A 14,682-nucleotide genomic window follows, 5' to 3' on the forward strand; every position below is an offset into this window, starting at 1 on the left:
GATGCACAGGGCTCAGGACGCGGGATTTACTCTCATTGAATCGCTGGTGGCTCTGGGTGTCCTGTCGACCGCAGCCGTCTTTTTGCTGGCGGCCACGCAGTCTCATGTGACGCGCATCGGGATGATCGCGGACCGCAAGGCGGCGCTGTGGGTCGCGGAAAACCGTCTTGTTGAATTGGAGCTGGGCATTCCGGACCTGCCGTCCGACGTCGAGGCGCTCGACCATCTCTGGCACATCACCACGGAGCGGCAGGCTACCTCCGATCCCGATCTCGCCCGTGTCGATATCCGGGTCAACCCGCAAGGCCCACAGGCGGAGGCTGCCAGCGCGCTGCTGACGGGTTTCATCGAGACACGGACAGCGGGCGGATCATGAGGGTCGATTTTTGGACAGTGGGGCAATGGGGCCTGTTGCTCTCGGCGGTTGCCTCGCTCGCGGTCGCGGCACCACCGGTTGCAAGGCACACACTCGGGATCGTCGTGCTTGAGCAACCGGCGCAGACACAAGCGGCGCCCTTGGCCATGGAACGTCAGGATACGGACCTGACCGCCGTTTTAACGCTTGCGCCCTTCGGGCTTGCGGTTGCAAGCGTGCCGGAGATCGCTGCATCTTCGACGCAGGGGCAACCGGACATGGCGCTCAAAGGGGTCTTTTCTGCGCCGGATGGCGGCAACTCCTCAGCGCTGATTGCGGTATCGAAGGATCAGGCGTTCTACGTCATGGGAGACTTGATTTCCGCCGACTTGCGCCTGCTAAGCATTGCCGCAGATCACGTGGTCATCGCAGCGCCGGATGGCACCATTACCCTATACTTCGATCAGGCGGCAGAGACCGACTTCGCGGCACCCGCCGCCAACGTCAATGAAACTGGCGCGCTTAACGATCAGCTGCGCAGCGCCGTCGTGGTCGCCGACAGAAACCAGCGCGCGGGCGCGCCACAAACCACCGAGGACTACATCAGCTACTGGCGCCGCAAGATCCGCAAGAACCCGCAGGCCGTTCTGGAAACCATCGGCCTGGAACCCGCTGACGATGGGTACAGAATTGCCCAGACCCACAATCGCGGCGTGCGCCTTGCCGGTCTTCAGGCGGGCGACCTGGTGCGCAGCGTCAATGGGCGTGCCGTTGGGAACCCGGATGAGGATCGTGGTGCTTATGACCAGATCGCCGCCTCCGGTCACGCCCGCCTTGAGGTGCAAAGGGGCAATAAAACTCTCACCTTTTCCTTTCCGCTGCGGTGATGATCATGCTGCGTTTCACTTCCGTTTTGCTCGGCGTGCTGCTCATCGCTGCCCCGTTGACCGCGCAGGAGACATCAGAGACCTTCGTGATTAATCTGCGGGATACAGATGTGACGGTGCTCGCTGAACAGGTGGCCGACATAAGCGGGCGCACCCTTGTCGTTCACCCGGACCTGCGCGGTGAGATCACCGTGGTCTCTGCCGAACCGCTGGATGCTGAAGGCGCGTGGGAGCTCTTTCAGTCGATCCTGAGGGTCCGCGGCTTTCAAGCGGTGCAGAGCGGCGCGGTCTGGCAGGTGCTGCCACTGGAGGCTGCACGCACGGCGGCGCGGGTCAGCGGCGCCCAGAAACCCGGAAGTCAGGACTTCGTGACCCGACTTGTCCCGCTCGACCGGGTGCCCGCCGCAGAGGCCGTGCGCGTGTTGCGCCCGCTGGTGGCCGCCTCCGGATCGATCGAAGCGCTGGACGACCCCAATGCGCTGGTGATCACCGACACCTTTGAGAGCACTGCGCGGATCATGCAACTGGCCGCCGATCTCGACCAGGAAGACACGCGCCAGTCCCGTGTGCTGCGGTTCAAGCATACGCAAGCTGCTGTCATCGGTGCGGCAATCGTCGAGGTTCTGGGTCCTGACCCGAATGGCGCGCGCCTGTCCGTCGATCCGGGCTCGAACACGCTGGTGGTGCGCGGCACGGCCAGGGACCTTGAGGAAATCGACGCGCTGGCACAGTCGATGGACCTGCCGCCAGAGGAAAACCCGCAGGTGGCGCTGAACACCCGGGTGATCCGGCTGAAGTTTGGCGAAGCCACGCAGGTGGCCGAGTTGGTCCGTGCGACCTTGTCGGGGTCGGCCGGGCTCACCAACCCGGTGGCCGAAAGCCTTGATGCGACCGGCCTGCAAAGCACGGCGGCGGAGGGGGATGCCCCCGAGATTTCTGTGCAGCCTTCGACCGAACTGAATGCGGTGGTGGTGCGGGGGACCGCCGCCCAGGTGCGCGAAGTGGCGGCGCTTGTCGGTCAACTCGATCAACGCCGCGCTCAGGTGCTGATCGAAGCGGCCATCGTTGAAGTGTCAGGCGATGTTGCCCAACGGCTGAGCGCGCAGTTGGGGTTTAGCGATCTTGCCCCGCCCGGCGGGCTGGCTGCGACTTCCTTCAGCAATGGCGGGGTCTCGCTCGGCTCGGTCCTCTCAGCCATTGGTGTGCCCAATGCCAGTTTGGCTCCTCCGGGCGGGACCTTCAGCATCGGGAACGACAGTTTTGGTCTGCTGTTGCAGGCACTGAACCAGACCAGCAAGGCCAACCTCTTGTCGACCCCGTCTCTGACGACCTTGGACAACCAGGCTGCCTCCATCGTTGTCGGTCAGAACGTGCCGTTCCGAACCGGATCCTTCGCCACCGATGGCAACACGGTGCAGCCCTTCACCACCATCGAGCGGCGTGACGTTGGCATCACGATGAACGTGCTGCCGCGCGTGAATGCCGGCGACGTGGTGCGCCTGGACATCAGCCAGGAGGTGTCGTCGTTGGTGAACGCGAACCTGGAGGGTGCTGCGGACCTGATCACCAACCGCCGTTCCATTGAAACGAGTGTTCTGGCTGATGACGGGGCCACGATTGTCCTGGGCGGTTTGATCACGCGGGACGATCTGGAAAGCCTGCAGAAAGTGCCCGGGGCAGGGGACATCCCGCTACTCGGCAACCTATTTAAATCCCGCAGCACGACCAGCAACCGGCGCACGCTTTTCGTGTTCCTGAAGCCCACCATCCTGCGAACTGCACCGGACATCCGAGAAACATATGATGCGCGATTGAAAGCGCTCAGCCGGGCGCGCGCCGCGCAAACCCCGCAGGGCCGTGACCGTCGCGCGCCTGTACGACTTGAAATTGGGGGACTGTATTGATGAGCAACCTGACGACAGCACGGGACGCACCTGCGCCCCATCCACCAATGGACGGCGAGGTTGAATTGTCAGACCTGATTTGCCGGGTTGCCCTACGGGATCGAGGTGCCTTTGACCTGCTCTATCTGGCCACATCCCGCAAGCTTTTTGGTGTGGCGCTGCGGATGCTGCGCGACCCTACCGAGGCCGAAGACGCCATACAGGACGTCTACGTGCGCATTTGGCAAAAGGCGGCCCGATTCCGGCCAGGTCATGCGCATCCGATGTCGTGGCTGATTGCCATCGCTCGTAACCTGTGCATCGATCGGCTGCGGCAACGCAAAGCGCCAGCGGTGCCGATCACCGATGCGACCGATGTGGCCGACCCGGCACCCGGGCCGGAAGCGACGACAGCGCAATCTGAGCAACGTACCCAACTGGACAACTGCCTGGACAAGCTCAGCGCGCGCAAGGCGGAGGCTGTCAGGTCGGCCTACATGGAGGGGTATAGTTACCAGGATCTGGCGGACCGGTTTCAGATGCCGATCAACACGGTGCGGACATGGTTGCGCCGCAGCCTTCAAGTCTTGCGGGACTGTCTGAAGGAGAGCTCGCTGTGACAGATCGGGAGGATGACGATATCCAGGCCGCTGAATACATTATCGGTCTGATGCCATTGGCGGATCGCAAGGAGTTCGAAACGCGTCTACAAACCGACACGACATTGGCCGCGCATGTTGATGACTGGACAGATCGGCTAGCGCCCTTCAACGCCGATTATGCAGACAGCGCGCCGCCACCGGCAGTAAAGGACGCCATCGACCAGCGGCTGTTCGCGTCGCCCGTGGGGCGTGGGAGCTGGTGGTCGGCGCTGCGCATCAGGTGGGCCGTAATCACGGCGGCGTTGGCAGCGGTTGTGCTGGTGCTCGGTCTGCAGACCCTGCAAACGCAGCCAAAGCTTGTGGCCCAGTTGAATCCGGTGGAGATGGGGTACCGCTTTGCTGCGACGTACAATCGCGACACCGGCGTGCTGACGGTCTCGACGCTCGAAGCCGTCGATATCCCTGACCGGGCGCTGGAGCTTTGGGCGATTGGCGAGGCCGGTGCGCCCATGTCGCTCGGGCTGCTCACCGCATCGGAGGATTTTGCGATATCCACCGGCCTGCAATTGCAACCCGGAACGACGCTGGCGGTCAGTCTTGAGCCGCTGGGCGGATCACCCACCGGGGCACCCACCGGCCCGGTCCTGTCGGCGGGGGTGCTGAGCGATGTTTAGAAAGCTTCTGCTGGCGCTGGTCGGTCTGGCCCCGGCCAGCGTTGTGGCGCATGAGTTCTGGTTGCAGCCCGATGCTTTTGTGCTGGAGCCGGGGGCGTCGGTGTCGATCATTGTGCGCATTGGAGAGGACCTGGTGGGGCGGCCCTTTCCGTTCGACCCCCGTGCGTATCGGTCTGCACTGTGGTCCGGCCCCGAACGGAAGGTCGAGTTGAGCTCCCTGCCATCACGCGCAGAATTCAACGGCCTGCCCGCTTATGGGACTGGCCTGCACAGCCTGACGGTGTCTTCGTTCGAACAGTCACTCACCTACCGTGATCTGACAGAACTGCAGCGGTTCCTCAAGTCGGTCGGGCAAGAAGAACTGCTGATGTCCGTCGCGGGGCAAAGTCTTCCGCGCACGCAGATCACGGAAAGCTATGCGCGATCTTCAAAGGTTCTCGTTCACTTTGGCCAGGTAGAAGGCAGAGATACCCGGGTGAGCACGGGGCGGGAATGGGTCGCCCTGGAGGATGGCTTCATACTGTTCAACAATGACGGTGGCGCAGGAGGACACGAGGTACAGATTTATTGCAAGACGCAGAGCGACAACCATGCTGTCATCCGACAAGACACAAGGACGCGGAGCGATGGACACATTTTTCCTGATCTCCCGCCGGACGCGATGTGTTTGCTAAACGCCGTTTTCGTCGAACTGACCGGATCAGGCAGTGACCTGACGAGCGACTGGGTTTCGCTCCTTCTTCAAACTCCTGAGCCAAGAGCTGCTGTGAAGAAGAGCGAAGGCGATCGGCTGTGAAGGTTTGGGTGAAATCGCCAATCGTATCTGGATACAGCGCTGGATCGACATCCTGACGGAATTGCCGATCAAGGTTTGATAGCTTCTCATCAGATCTGGATACATCTCATTTGCAATGCCAATGAGCTTCCGTGTTGCAGCTCGCCTGTTGGTGGTGCCGCTGGAACGATTCACCTGTTTCATAGGGCCGGTTTGCAACGGTGCGGGCAGGGTGACGCACAGGTCATACTTGCCGTCCTTTGCAGTCAGTTTAATCAACGCCGGGGCATGATAATCAGGCCGATTTTCGAGGCCTGTAACCGGCAGCATTCATTCATCAAAGCGGTCATTCATGAGCAGTGTTTTACCGTAAGGCGCAACTTCCCATGTGCGGTTTTCGGATTAAGAACAGAGGCTCGAAACCAAGCCACCATCGCCACCACAACCATTGAGTTTGGACTCCGAAATAGACGACGCATCACCCCCGTAGGCCAATGCGTTTTTCCCATCAACGCTATCAGCAGGGACTGCCGCCTTGGTGACTAAGCAGGAATCGGTGCGCGATCCACGCCGATATAGGCGCTCGGTCTCAACCATGACTGCACATTGCGCGTGAGCGACGTATCCCCCTGCACGGACAAATCACCAGATTTTATAGCCTCTTTGTAGGTCCGGTCACCCATCCAGACATCGTGCATGGTGCGAACCGAGCAATCAAAGAACACATTCACATCCTTACCGGGATCTTTCAGGCATACCTGAGCCTTGTCGTTCTGAATCAGTAGCCACCAGTTTGGCTGTTCGGATAGATCTGCGAAGCGGAATTTAATGACCGTCTCATCTCCGATCAGCTTTTTGGGATCAATGCTGCGCTCCAGATAAAACATCAAAAACTCGACATCGAAATCCTCATCCAGGATCGTGTGCCGCGCCCAGAGTAGGGACCATTTCCCGAGAGAGATGATGATCGGCAGCAACGCCTGGCAAGCTTCGGTCGGAAAGTATTCATAGCCACGCTGACCGGGGATCTGGCGGCGCACGAGCATCCCCTTGTCTTCGAGTGTTTTCAGCCGACCGGTCAGCAGTGCCGGAGAGATATCGCCAAGCCCGCGCTGCAATTCGTTGAACCGCCGGCCGCCCATCAAAATCTCCCGGACGATCAGAAGGGTCCATTTCTCCCCCAGAATCTCAGTGGCTTTCGCGATCGGGCAAAACTGATTGTACTGCATCTTTCCATACCCCCCCACCCGGCGTTTTAGCACGCCTACTTCATTTTGTGTAGTTAGTTACTCTGCTTTCTGTAGTGCATCGCTACTGTCCGTGAAGTAGCCGCACCGCCGCCGCCGCCATACACCTCGCCCATCCGGTCTGGACACGCACCAGACGGCTTTTGGAAACGACGCCTTGCGAGGCATGGAGACGTGAAATGAACGTTCAAAACACACAGACTGCGGTCACGACACCGTCGCCCCTTGTTGACTTCTGGAACGATGTGCTGGCCCCGAAATTCATGGCCTACCGCCACATTCTGGTTGGTGGCCTGTCGCGGCATAGCGCCGAAATCATGCCTGCCCTGGATGTGCGCCGCGGCGACCGCGTGCTGGACGTTGGCTGCGGGTTCGGCGACACGGCGGTCGAGCTTGCGCTGCGGGTCGGCCCGGACGGTGACGTCCTCGGCGTGGATTGCTGCCGGGCCTTCATCGACTACGCCTACCAGATGGCGGGCCTGAGCGAACTGCCGCACCTTCGGTTCGCCTGTGACGATTTCGAACGGAGCACCTATGACAGCAGTTTCGATTTCGTATTCGCCCGCTTTGGAACGATGTTTTTCGCCAATCCGGTGACAGGCCTGCGCGCAATGCGCGCGGCGATGGTCCCGGGCGGTCGGATGGCACATATTGTCTGGCGGCAACGGGCCGACAATCCCTGGCTGATCGCCGCACGGGACGTGGTTCAGACCATCCTGCCCAAGCCCGGCGAAGACGCCCTGACCTGCGGCCCCGGCCCGTTTTCGATGGCTGATGAGGCGACCACCCGAGCGCAGATGGAAGCTGCCGGTTTCACCGAGATCGCGTTCCAACGCGTCGACGCTAAGGTGATGGTCGGGCGCACGATTGAAGAGGCTGTCGCTTTCCAGCTGGCGATAGGCCCTGCGGGCGAGACGTTCCGCGAAGCTGGAGCGCTTGGCGAAGAGCGCCGTGCAGATGTCGAGGCTGCATTGGCCGAGATGTTCGAAACCGTCGAAACGAATGACCAGGGACTGTGGATGGACAGTTCCTCCTGGCTCATCACCGCGCGCAATGCTGCGGGCAACTGATCTCCGTCCAAATTCAACCAACTGTAAGGAAAGACCATGAACATCGCAGAAACCGTCGTCGACAACGGCGTGAATACCGAAGCCCTCTTGGGTGCGCGCGGCGCGTTCGCCGACATGCCCGAGGCGGCATCCTTCACCTTCCGCAGCACCTGTGACTGGGTCAGCGGGACGCAAAGCAGCAACGCGATCAACGGCTATTTCGGTCTCGGACAGGACCATGTCCGCAAGGAGACCTTTGTGATCACGTCTGATCACCCTGAGGTTTTCGCAGCTGCCGACACCGCGCCGACACCACCGGAAATCGTTCTGTCGGCGCTCGGCAGTTGTCTGACCGGTGGCGTGGCCGCCGTCGCCCAGCATCGCGGCATTCAACTGCGCAAGGTGCAGGCGATCATCGAGGGGGATATCGACGTGCGCGGCATCCTCGGAATGGACCCCGAGATTCGAAACGGTTTCAAGTCGGTTCGCGTCCGGTTCGAGATCGACGCCGATGCCTCGGCCGATGATATACGTGCGCTGGTTGCCCAGTCGCAGAAGCGATCCGCCGTATTCGATCTTCTGACCAACCCAACCAACGTTCACGTGGACGTCGCCTGAAGCGGTACCAAACAAGAAGGGCGCGTGTCGTGAAACAGATATCGACCATCATTATCGGTGCCGGGCAAGCCGGGCTCGCCATGAGCAAATGCCTCGCCGAGCGTTCGGTCCCCCATGTGGTGATCGAGCGCGGCGAGATCGCGAATGCCTGGGTCAGCGAACGTTGGGACAGCCTGCGTTTGCTGACCCCGAAATGGCAAAGTCGCCTGCCGGGTTATTCCTATTCGGGCAGCGATCCGGATGGTTTCATGACCATGGCCGAGATCACGGAGTATCTCCGCTCCTATGCGGCGCAAAGTGCGGCACCGGTCGAGGAAGGCGTGACCGTCACATCGGTCACTGTTCAGAGCTTCGGATACCGGGTTGAAACCACAAAGGGGGACTGGCTCTGTGACAATGTGGTTCTGGCGACCGGGGCCTGTGCGCAAGCCAGGGTGCCGGCCGTGGCGGGCCAGCTGCCATCCGGTATAACCAGTCTGACACCGATGTCCTACAAGTCACCGGCTCAGATCGATCCTGGCGGCGTGTTGATCGTCGGCGCCTCGGCCAGCGGAACCCAGATCGCCTCTGAACTCCTCACGGCGGGCCATGATGTCACGCTGGCCGTTGGCGCGCATATCCGTGTTCCGCGGCATTACAGGGGTCGCGATGTTCAATGGTGGATGGATCAGAGTGGCGTTCTCGATATGCGCGCCGATCAGGTGGATGACATCAACCGCGCGCGGCGCGTCCCCGCCCTTCAACTGGTCGGAGACCACTCAATCGATGCCCTGGATCTCAACTACTTGCGTTGGCAGGGCGTTGAGGTTGTCGGCCGTCTTTGTGGCATCCGAAACGGGTACGCCCTGTTCTCGGGGTCGTTGGCCAATTACTGTGCGCTGTCGGATCAAAAGATGAACCGGTTGCTGGAAGGATTTGATCTTTGGGCGGAAAGTCAGTCGCTGATCGGACTGGCGCCGCCGGAGAGGCCGGACCCGACGTATGTCGACCCAGATCCCGCCTTGCGGTTGCGCCTTTGCGACGGACACATCCGTACAGTGATCTGGGCCACTGGATACCGACCGGATTTCAACTGGCTCCACCTCCCCGTATTCGATGCGAAAGGGGCACTGAGGCATAAATTCGGCGTGGTGGCACCTGGCCTCTACGTCCTTGGCCTGCCGTTCCAACAGCGCAGAAAGTCCGGATTGATCGACGGCGTCGGTGCCGATGCCGAAACCCTATCGAACCACCTCATTCTCACTCGCGCCAATCGCGCCGCCTAAAAAAGGAAACCGAACATGACAATCGCAGGCTCAGAACAGGTTCGAACGCCGTCGAAAACGGACCGGGACGCCCTTATTCAGCTCAGCCAGGCAAACGTGATTGAGCGCCTTTCGGCCAATCCTGAAAAAGCAGTGACAACGCTGGCGATGTCCGGCTCTATCGATGACGGGTTGGTCTGCAGTGTTACGCAAGGGTCGCACTCGGCCGTCATGGATATGGGGATCGCCATGGGCGGTGAGGCCCGCGGACCGTCCCCGGGGTTTTTCGGGCGCGCGGGCATTGTCGGATGTGTCGCGATCGCAACGAAGATGACGGCGGCACGCGAGGGCCTCGAATTCCGGTCGGTTCATGTCGATCTGGAGATGGACAGTGACGACCTGGCAGTTTTCGGACTTGGAAGCAGGAAGGCCGCGCCATTGCAAACCCGTATCATGATTCAGATCGAAACAGACGAACCCGCAGATACCGTTTCGCGGTTGGTCGAGCGGGTCCTTGACGCAGATCCCTGGTATCTGGCGCTACGCGATCCGCAGACTGTTTCGGTCAAGTGGCAAAAATCCAGCCGGGGTGAGCTTGGGAAGCTCGGGACACCTGCCGAAGCAATACGCCAGCCGATTGATGAAGATGACACTGCCGCGCAAACCAAGGCGTAGAGCAGCACAGCTGTCATTCGCTGCAGCATCGCAAATGGAAAGGTAGGGCCGATTTTTGAGAAGCTCCCGCGATCTGTAAATTCAACAGGACAATCTCGCCGTGCTATCGCGACCAGATTGATAATCAGGAACTCGCTAATTCCCGTCAAAGAAGTGGGAATATGGGGTTCGGTACTTTCCAATATTTTTTTGAAAGGAACTCAGATGAACAAATTCTTAAACGCCGCGGTGCTGGCAGCATTGTTGACTGCCTCAGCGTCAGCAAAAGCCGCAACCGTGCTAAGCTTTAAGGAAGTAGGTAGTGATGTGGTCGCAACCCTTTCCGGATCGCTTGATTTAACCGGAGCAACGTTTTCAAATACGCTTGCGGGCACCAACGCTAATTTTATTCACTCGGGAGCCGGGCTTCTCGCATCGGGAAACGGCTTATTTGAAACTCAGAGTGAGTACGATTTCACTAATCCTGGCGTCTTCGGCTCGGGCCTAACGGTTTTTTCTAGCTTCGATACTACGAATTTCAGCTTTGTTTTGACACAAAATTACATTCGGATCGGGGCATTTGCAGATGATGCGACACTGTCAGGTCAAATAGGATACAATGGTCAAAGCTTTGCGTCCCTTGGGCTTAGTGTCGGACAAAGTATCTTTTCACTATCCAATGGCGATACTTTTACAATTGATGTCCAGCCAAGCGTTGCGCCTGTCCCGCTTCCAGCTTCTTCATTGCTGTTGCTCGGTGGAGTTGCTGGCCTTGGCCTAATGCGCCGCCGAAAGAAATCTTAAGGCTCTTCTAAATAGCAAAATAACGGTCAGTCCTTGGGCTGGCCGCTTTCGTTTCTGGTAATCTAACTTCTGTCCATATCGCGTTGCCCAAATCGATGTAACGCTATTCGGCATTGTTGTCGTGTGCCCAAGTCAAGATTGCCCGGCTTTTAAACTCCGTCCCATTGTCACTGACAATGCGGGCGGGCTTGTCATAGATGCGCTCAAGTGCATCCAGCTCCCGCGCCACGCGGGCGCCCGAGATACAGGTATCCATGGTCGTTTCTCCCGTCGCGGTTCTTGAGGGGCTGTACGGAATGGCTGAGCTTGCACCGATGGAACCGCCTTTCCTTTGTCATTGGCGTGAAGGGGCCGGATGTTGGATCTAGTCGCGCGAAGTGTTCAACCATTGCTGTCCATACTTGGTGTTTTCCACGTCAGCAGGCGGTCGATATGCGCCTTGCGGCTGATTTCTTCAAAGGTCGCGATTTCGCGATGAGCATTAAACCGAGGATTCAAGCCAGCCTTGGCCCTCCGGCGATATTTAAGCGCGCGTTCTCTCGGTTGATTGAGCGTGACGGTATCTGCGCTTCCCTCCAAAACCGAAATCCGTCAGCAGCGGTGCGCCCTTGCGGTTTTTCTGATCTGTCACGGTAACGCGAACAATCCAGCGCCGCGCGCCAGAGGGGTCAACAACCAGATACAACCCCCGCCATCGCCGTGCCGACCCGGTTCAAGGTTCTCTACCAGTTTCTTTGTAAGCTTGCCGCATGGCGTCGCCATCAATAATTACAACGATGTGTACCACTCAACGAAAGTACAGGAGTACAATCGGGCAAAAGCTAATCCAAAGCAAAAGTTGCCAAGTGACCATGAAAATATTGCGATTTTACAACCAGCAATAATTCGATGAAACGAAAGGTGGTCATGGCGGAGAGACAGGGATTCGAACCCTGGGTGGGCTTGCACCCACAACGGTTTTCGAGACCGCCCCGTTCGACCACTCCGGCACCTCTCCGTGGTTGATTTCCCTACGCTTTTCCTTTTCCGCCCGCAAGGCCCTTTATCGGTTTGAAAACTGGTTTTTGGATTTCAAGGTCTGGTGCGTTTTTCCCTTGTTTGGTGCTGGCCTTTTTGCGCCGCGGTTTTGCGGATGTGGGCTGCAAGATCGGTCCACAGGCCGCGACGCTTGCTGCCTTCCAGTGTCCGCTCGTGGTTTTGACGAAGCCAGTGGATTGTTTCTTGTTGATTGCATGGATTAACGTGTGTATAAAAATATGTGGAGATTGGGTGAAATGACGCTGAGTCGCGCGCGCAGGTTTCGAACTGCGTCAATGGTTCTGTCGGATTAGTACGCTGCGTTGACGGCACAGCAAGAGCGGCGCTTTTCACCATCGGACGATTGCTGACACCTGTATTTCCTTGTGAGGGCGGCTCGTGCCGTAAAGCCAGGTGCCATTGATCTTCGCCGGGTAAATACAAGCGAGGTGAAAGGAAAAGGATATGACAAAACCTGAGCCATTGACCAGCACAGGCGGAAAGGTGCGCGAGCTTGATGCGTATTTCTTTAAAAAGGCAAAGCGCGGCAGACCTTTTTTGGATGCTCGAAAAAAGCGTGTGCGTTTGAATTTCACGCTGGATCCCGACGTCGCAGCGGCTCTGCGCGCGGCGGATGAAAATGCGAGCGAGCGGGTCAATCGTCTGCTGCGCAAGGATTTGGGACTGTAATTCATCTGGATTTGCCGCTTTCGGGTGGGAAACATGAGACGCGGTGTCGAGCCAATAGGTGGCATTGCGCGGCTTATAGCTGAGTAGGGGGCGTCACGCGCGGCTGCCTCGGTTTCTGTGCCCTTTCTTCGCCTCACCGGGAAAGTGCACGGGCGGCCTCACGGCCCAGAAAGGCGGACAGATATTGATTGGCTTCGTATCTGGACGATGTGGACGCCAAAGGGCGCTACTTATGGCGGAAGAGGTTTGCCCTGACGCCCTATATTCTGGACTTCAAAACCCGATCTTGCGTGGCTTTGACGATTCATAGCGACCTCGGAACAGGCCTGAAACACCCGTTCAAAGACACCGGCAACTCACCGAAGGTGCTACGGTTGGGACCGATTGGCTTTTCCACCCGTGATAGGAGCCTATTGGCCAGCTGGCGCCTTACACGGGAAATTTCATTGCCCTGCGGATCAAAACACTTAAGTTTTCTGTAAACGGCAAAACGCCTCTACAGGAGACCCGACATGACACCTTTGATCCGACATTGCGCTTCGTTCCTAATGGTCACAGTGATGGCAGGTGTGCTTGCAGGACAGGCCCGCACGGCCGATCTCGACCGGCTTGAGGCGTTTCTGGAAGTGACTGGCTTTGACGTGGCGCTGGAGAGCATCAAGCTGACAGCAGAGACGGCACCGAACATGATCGGGCTCGAGGCGGATGATTTCGGGTCAGAGTGGACCCGTCTTGTGGAAGATGTCTTCGATACGGACCAGATGCACGCCATGGCGCTGGATATCCTGTCCCAGACCTTGAGCGACGAGCTTCTGACCCACGCGGTCGATTTTTATGCCTCTGATTTGGGGCAACGGCTCGTCGTGGCGGAAAACGCCTCGCATATGAAGGAGGACGAGGAGCTCAAGAGCGAAAGCGGAGAGGCGATTGTTGCCGGGCTGGTGCAGATCGGCTCGCCCCGTCTGGAGGAATTAAAGCGGCTCAACAAGGCGACGGGATCTGAAGATGCCTCGATCCGCGCCATCCAGGAGGTACAGGTGCGGTTTCTGATGGCGGCGGCGGCGGCTGGCGTCATTGAATTGCGTATGGAGGAAGCCGACCTGCGCGAAAGCCTCAAATCGCAGGAGGGGGAGATGCGGCGCAGCATGCAGATCTCCGCGCTCTCCGGGTCAGCCTATACCTATCAGGCATTTTCTGATGCGGATGTTACCGCTTATGCGGACGCGCTCGAAAATCCCAAGATGCAGCGGGTTTATGAGTTGATGAATGCGGTGCAGTTCGAGATCATGGCCAACCGGTATGAGGCCGTGGCCGATCGGATGAGCGCGCTACAACCCAGTCAGGACCTCTGACCGATGCGCGCCGCCGTCCTTGCCTTTGCGTTTTACCTGATGGCCGTGCCGCTCTGGGCGGATGCGCGGGTGACCGTGCTGATGGATGCGCTGCGGGTGCCGGAGCTTGTCGATGCCTTGCGCACCGAAGGGTTGAGTGACGCGCAGGGTCTGAACGACGACATGCTGAACGGGCAGGGTGGCGCCTTCTGGCAGGAACAGGTGTCTCAGCTCTACGCGCCGGCGGCCATTGAAGACAGTTTCTATCACGCGGTGAAAACGAGCATGGATCCGGAGGCGCTTGACGTGGCGGTGCAGTTCTTTGACAGCCTGCGCGGGCAACGTATTACAGGGTTGGAAATCGCCGCGCGCAAGGCAATGATGGACCCTTCCGTTGAAGAAGCCGCCTCCGAAGCCTTTGCCAGCCTGCCGGATGATGATCCGCATCGCCGTTTGCTGACGGAATTCGTCACGGCCAATGACTTTCTGGAGCTGAACGTGGCTCTGACCATGAGCGCCAGCTACCAATTCTCCCGCGGTTTGGCGGATGGCGGGTTGCTGCAGATGACGGAAGACCAGATCCTTGCGCAGGTATGGGAGTCGGAGCAGACGTTGCGGACAGAGGCGCAATCCTGGCTTAACGGATACTTTCTGCTGGCCCAGCAGCCACTGGAGATCAGTGACCTCGAAGCCTATGTGGCCTTTTCACGCAGCCCGGCAGGCAAGCAGCTAAATGCCGCGCTTTTCAAAGGATACGAGAGCGTCTTCACCGACATCGCCTATGGTCTGGGGCGGGCGGTGGCCCTCAACGCGGCGGGCAACGATATCTGAGGGATCGTGCTTGACATGGGC

16 protein-coding genes, 1 tRNA gene and 1 pseudogene are annotated in these 14,682 nt (G+C 59.0%); 14 read left to right on the forward strand and 4 right to left on the reverse strand.

Annotated features, from left to right (window positions below):
• The first annotated feature begins 1 nt into the window (after position 1).
• The 6 genes from gspI to Q1A07_RS17155 are packed head-to-tail and all read left to right on the forward strand — an operon-like array spanning position 2 to position 5,197.
• On the forward strand, positions 2 to 376 hold the full coding sequence (gene gspI / locus Q1A07_RS17130) for a type II secretion system minor pseudopilin GspI (protein ID WP_299783242.1): 375 nt from the start codon (positions 2 to 4) through the stop codon (positions 374 to 376).
• Positions 373 to 1,242: a type II secretion system protein N gene (locus Q1A07_RS17135; protein ID WP_299783243.1), complete on the forward strand. Its 870-nt coding sequence runs from the start codon at positions 373 to 375 to the stop codon at positions 1,240 to 1,242. The genes gspI and Q1A07_RS17135 overlap by 4 nt, the downstream gene beginning before the upstream one ends.
• A gap of 5 nt (positions 1,243 to 1,247) precedes the next feature.
• A complete protein-coding gene (gene gspD, locus Q1A07_RS17140; RefSeq protein WP_299783244.1) occupies positions 1,248 to 3,146 on the forward strand; it encodes a type II secretion system secretin GspD in 1,899 nt (632 codons plus the stop codon).
• Positions 3,146 to 3,745 (forward strand): sigma-70 family RNA polymerase sigma factor, encoded by a 600-nt coding sequence (locus Q1A07_RS17145; protein WP_299783245.1) that lies wholly within the window; start codon positions 3,146 to 3,148, stop codon positions 3,743 to 3,745. The genes gspD and Q1A07_RS17145 overlap by 1 nt, the downstream gene beginning before the upstream one ends.
• Positions 3,742 to 4,401, forward strand: a complete 660-nt coding sequence (locus Q1A07_RS17150) for an anti-sigma factor (protein ID WP_299783246.1) — start codon at positions 3,742 to 3,744, stop codon at positions 4,399 to 4,401. The genes Q1A07_RS17145 and Q1A07_RS17150 overlap by 4 nt, the downstream gene beginning before the upstream one ends.
• 43 nt (positions 4,402 to 4,444) lie before the next feature.
• Positions 4,445 to 5,197 carry a hypothetical protein gene (locus tag Q1A07_RS17155; protein WP_299783247.1) on the forward strand — a complete coding sequence of 251 codons (753 nt, stop codon included), beginning with the start codon at positions 4,445 to 4,447 and terminating at the stop codon, positions 5,195 to 5,197.
• A 521-nt stretch (positions 5,198 to 5,718) separates the two neighbouring features.
• Here Q1A07_RS17155 and Q1A07_RS17160 read toward each other — a convergent pair.
• On the reverse strand, positions 5,719 to 6,405 hold the full coding sequence (locus tag Q1A07_RS17160) for a winged helix-turn-helix transcriptional regulator (RefSeq protein WP_299783248.1): 687 nt from the start codon (positions 6,403 to 6,405) through the stop codon (positions 5,719 to 5,721).
• A 197-nt stretch (positions 6,406 to 6,602) separates the two neighbouring features.
• On the opposite strand from Q1A07_RS17160, the gene Q1A07_RS17165 reads away from it, so the two are divergent.
• The 5 genes from Q1A07_RS17165 to Q1A07_RS17185 all read left to right on the forward strand — a co-directional run bounded on the left by Q1A07_RS17165 (position 6,603) and on the right by Q1A07_RS17185 (position 10,792).
• On the forward strand, positions 6,603 to 7,493 hold the full coding sequence (locus tag Q1A07_RS17165) for a class I SAM-dependent methyltransferase (RefSeq protein ID WP_299783249.1): 891 nt from the start codon (positions 6,603 to 6,605) through the stop codon (positions 7,491 to 7,493).
• Positions 7,494 to 7,529: 36 nt separating this feature from the next.
• Entirely contained in the window at positions 7,530 to 8,090 is a 561-nt protein-coding gene (locus Q1A07_RS17170) for an OsmC family protein (RefSeq protein ID WP_299783250.1), read from the forward strand.
• Between the two features lie 29 nt (positions 8,091 to 8,119).
• Positions 8,120 to 9,355, forward strand: a complete 1,236-nt coding sequence (locus Q1A07_RS17175) for an NAD(P)/FAD-dependent oxidoreductase (RefSeq protein WP_299783251.1) — start codon at positions 8,120 to 8,122, stop codon at positions 9,353 to 9,355.
• Between the two features lie 15 nt (positions 9,356 to 9,370).
• Complete coding sequence (locus tag Q1A07_RS17180) at positions 9,371 to 10,009, forward strand: OsmC family protein (RefSeq protein WP_299783252.1); 639 nt, start codon at positions 9,371 to 9,373, stop codon at positions 10,007 to 10,009.
• Positions 10,010 to 10,213: 204 nt separating this feature from the next.
• On the forward strand, positions 10,214 to 10,792 hold the full coding sequence (locus Q1A07_RS17185) for a VPLPA-CTERM sorting domain-containing protein (RefSeq protein WP_299783253.1): 579 nt from the start codon (positions 10,214 to 10,216) through the stop codon (positions 10,790 to 10,792).
• A 115-nt stretch (positions 10,793 to 10,907) separates the two neighbouring features.
• Here the strand turns inward: Q1A07_RS17185 and Q1A07_RS17190 are convergent.
• From Q1A07_RS17190 to Q1A07_RS17200, 3 genes and pseudogenes are all read right to left on the reverse strand, one after another.
• Positions 10,908 to 11,045, reverse strand: a pseudogene (locus Q1A07_RS17190) (IS3 family transposase); the annotation flags it as partial.
• Positions 11,046 to 11,173: 128 nt separating this feature from the next.
• A complete protein-coding gene (locus Q1A07_RS17195; RefSeq protein ID WP_299783254.1) occupies positions 11,174 to 11,371 on the reverse strand; it encodes a hypothetical protein in 198 nt (65 codons plus the stop codon).
• Between the two features lie 328 nt (positions 11,372 to 11,699).
• Positions 11,700 to 11,789 (reverse strand) — tRNA-Ser (locus tag Q1A07_RS17200).
• A 485-nt stretch (positions 11,790 to 12,274) separates the two neighbouring features.
• On the opposite strand from Q1A07_RS17200, the gene Q1A07_RS17205 reads away from it, so the two are divergent.
• The 3 genes from Q1A07_RS17205 to Q1A07_RS17215 all read left to right on the forward strand — a co-directional run bounded on the left by Q1A07_RS17205 (position 12,275) and on the right by Q1A07_RS17215 (position 14,661).
• The gene (locus Q1A07_RS17205; protein WP_299783255.1) at positions 12,275 to 12,499 is read left to right on the forward strand and encodes a BrnA antitoxin family protein; all 225 of its coding nucleotides are present in this window, start codon (positions 12,275 to 12,277) and stop codon (positions 12,497 to 12,499) included.
• A 512-nt stretch (positions 12,500 to 13,011) separates the two neighbouring features.
• Positions 13,012 to 13,851, forward strand: coding sequence for a DUF2059 domain-containing protein (locus Q1A07_RS17210; protein ID WP_299783256.1), 840 nt, complete (start codon positions 13,012 to 13,014; stop codon positions 13,849 to 13,851).
• A 3-nt stretch (positions 13,852 to 13,854) separates the two neighbouring features.
• The gene (locus tag Q1A07_RS17215; protein ID WP_299783257.1) at positions 13,855 to 14,661 is read left to right on the forward strand and encodes a hypothetical protein; all 807 of its coding nucleotides are present in this window, start codon (positions 13,855 to 13,857) and stop codon (positions 14,659 to 14,661) included.
• Positions 14,662 to 14,682 lie beyond the last annotated feature (21 nt).

Origin of the sequence: uncultured Roseobacter sp., from assembly GCF_947492555.1 — a bacterium.
Lineage (GTDB): Bacteria > Pseudomonadota > Alphaproteobacteria > Rhodobacterales > Rhodobacteraceae > Roseobacter.

Excerpts from the sequence above, each read along its gene's own strand:
- Q1A07_RS17165 (WP_299783249.1), top strand. The coding sequence starts at position 6,603 with ATGAACGTTCAAAACACACAGACTGCGGTCACGACACCGTCGCCCCTT.
- Q1A07_RS17135 (WP_299783243.1), top strand. The coding sequence starts at position 373 with ATGAGGGTCGATTTTTGGACAGTGGGGCAATGGGGCCTGTTGCTCTCG.
- Q1A07_RS17185 (WP_299783253.1), top strand. The coding sequence starts at position 10,214 with ATGAACAAATTCTTAAACGCCGCGGTGCTGGCAGCATTGTTGACTGCC.
- Q1A07_RS17215 (WP_299783257.1), top strand. The coding sequence starts at position 13,855 with ATGCGCGCCGCCGTCCTTGCCTTTGCGTTTTACCTGATGGCCGTGCCG.
- Q1A07_RS17180 (WP_299783252.1), top strand. The coding sequence starts at position 9,371 with ATGACAATCGCAGGCTCAGAACAGGTTCGAACGCCGTCGAAAACGGAC.
- Q1A07_RS17145 (WP_299783245.1), top strand. The coding sequence starts at position 3,146 with ATGAGCAACCTGACGACAGCACGGGACGCACCTGCGCCCCATCCACCA.
- Q1A07_RS17210 (WP_299783256.1), top strand. The coding sequence starts at position 13,012 with ATGACACCTTTGATCCGACATTGCGCTTCGTTCCTAATGGTCACAGTG.
- Q1A07_RS17170 (WP_299783250.1), top strand. The coding sequence starts at position 7,530 with ATGAACATCGCAGAAACCGTCGTCGACAACGGCGTGAATACCGAAGCC.
- Q1A07_RS17205 (WP_299783255.1), top strand. The coding sequence starts at position 12,275 with ATGACAAAACCTGAGCCATTGACCAGCACAGGCGGAAAGGTGCGCGAG.
- Q1A07_RS17160 (WP_299783248.1), bottom strand. The coding sequence starts at position 6,405 with ATGCAGTACAATCAGTTTTGCCCGATCGCGAAAGCCACTGAGATTCTG.
- gspI (WP_299783242.1), top strand. The coding sequence starts at position 2 with ATGCACAGGGCTCAGGACGCGGGATTTACTCTCATTGAATCGCTGGTG.
- gspD (WP_299783244.1), top strand. The coding sequence starts at position 1,248 with ATGCTGCGTTTCACTTCCGTTTTGCTCGGCGTGCTGCTCATCGCTGCC.